2 protein-coding genes are annotated in these 1,668 nt (G+C 43.6%); both read left to right on the forward strand.

Annotated features, from left to right (window positions below; all coding sequences use genetic code 11):
* Nucleotides 1–70 precede the first annotated feature (70 nt).
* Complete coding sequence (locus KNP96_RS16815; protein WP_029330182.1) at nt 71–745, forward strand: helix-turn-helix domain-containing protein; 675 nt, start codon at nt 71–73, stop codon at nt 743–745.
* A 14-nt stretch (nt 746–759) separates the two neighbouring features.
* Nucleotides 760–1,623 (forward strand): IS3 family transposase, encoded by an 864-nt coding sequence (locus tag KNP96_RS16820; protein ID WP_235195150.1) that lies wholly within the window; start codon nt 760–762, stop codon nt 1,621–1,623.
* Nucleotides 1,624–1,668 lie beyond the last annotated feature (45 nt).

Consider the following 1,668-nt stretch of genomic DNA (forward strand, 5'->3'; position numbering starts at 1 on the left):
TGATATGCTCCCCAAAAAGTAGACAGTTGAAATAAGAAAAACTGTTTACTTTTGAAAGGAGCTTTTTTCTATGTCCAAATTCAAGCGTTCCGCTAGTGAGAAACTATATGCCATCCAAACTTATGAAGAAGGAGTGTCCACGTTGTGGGAAGTCGCAAGACTCTTCGGGGTCACACAATCGACCCTACTCAGATGGAGACAGATGTATCGTCAAGGCGGTATCTCAGCTTTGGAGAAACGGTCGGTATGCACGAAGTATTCCAATGAGTTTAAAGAGCGAGCCGTACGCGACGTGCTAGAAAAAGGTGAGCCCGTCATGGACGTCATCATAAAATTAAACATCTCCAGTGCAAGCGTACTCAGACGTTGGATTTCAAACTATAATGGTCGTAGTGAAGACACACTACTAAAGGAGCGATTCGCTATGACCAGAGGAAGAATCACGACATTCGAAGAACGCGTTAGTATAGTCAGCGACTGTCTTAAAAATGGAAAGAAGTATAAAGAAACTGCGAAGACCCACCGGGTCTCCTACCAACAAATCTACAAGTGGGTTCAAAAGTATGAAAAGAATGGGATTGACGGACTGATGGATAGCCGTGGACGTACGAAACCGTTTGAGGAACTGACGGACGTGGAACGCCTCTCCATCGAGATGAAAAAGATTGAGCAAGAGAACGAGCTTCTTCGAATGGAAAATGAGTTCTTAAAAAAGCTAGAGGAGTTCGAAAGGGGGAGAGGTTAGACCAAGTCCGAAATTTGGATAAGTACAAGGCTATACAATCGTTGGCGGACCAGTTCGGCTATTCGATTGTCGCCCTCTGTCGTTTTGCGGACGTATCCCGTGCTGCCTATTATAAATGGTTAAATCGTGTACCGACGGTACGCGAAGAAGAGAACATCATGATCATTGAAGAGCTGACATCTATTCATGAGTCGGTAGATGGAGTCTATGGATGTGAACGAATGGTCTTGAATCTAGATCGCCAATTTAACAGAACGGTTAATCATAAACGGGTTCGTCGCTTGATGCGAATCGCCGGCATTCGTTGCGTCATTCGTCGAACACGACCGAAATATATGAGAACCATACCCGGACAAACGGCAGAAAATCTTCTGAATCGTGAATTCCATGCGGAAAAACCGAATCAGAAATGGTTAACAGATATCACGGAATTCAAATACGGCACCTCAAAAAAGGCTTATTTAAGTGCAATTCTCGATTTGTATGATGGATCAATTCGTTCATTTGTGCTAAGTCGTTCGAATAACAGTCAGCTCGTCTTCGATACGCTAAAACTCGCCTTGGATGATGATCCTGGTAGTTTCCCTCTTCTTCATAGTGACCGTGGGTTTCAATATACGTCAAATGCCTTTCATCATATGACTCAACAAGCTGGGATCACACAAAGCATGTCCCGTGCCGGTAAATGCATCGATAATGGTCCAATCGAATCTTTTTGGGGAGCGCTAAAGTGTGAAAGCTACTATCTTCATACATTCGAGGAGTTCGATGAACTCCACGATGCAATCCGACGCTACATTCGATTTTATAATGAGCTGCGGTATCAAAAACGATTAAACGGCTTAAGTCCGCTGGAATTCAGGGCTCAAGCCGTTTAAAAAATTTATATTATTTGACCTGTCTACTTGACGGGGAGCAGTTCA

It is taken from the genome of Exiguobacterium sp. s133 (genome assembly GCF_018618595.1).
In the GTDB taxonomy this organism is placed as follows: domain Bacteria; phylum Bacillota; class Bacilli; order Exiguobacteriales; family Exiguobacteriaceae; genus Exiguobacterium_A; species Exiguobacterium_A oxidotolerans.

What these genes read in the sequence shown, in the direction of transcription:
- KNP96_RS16815 (WP_029330182.1), top strand. Translation starts at nt 71, where the DNA reads ATGTCCAAATTCAAGCGTTCCGCTAGTGAGAAACTATATGCCATCCAA.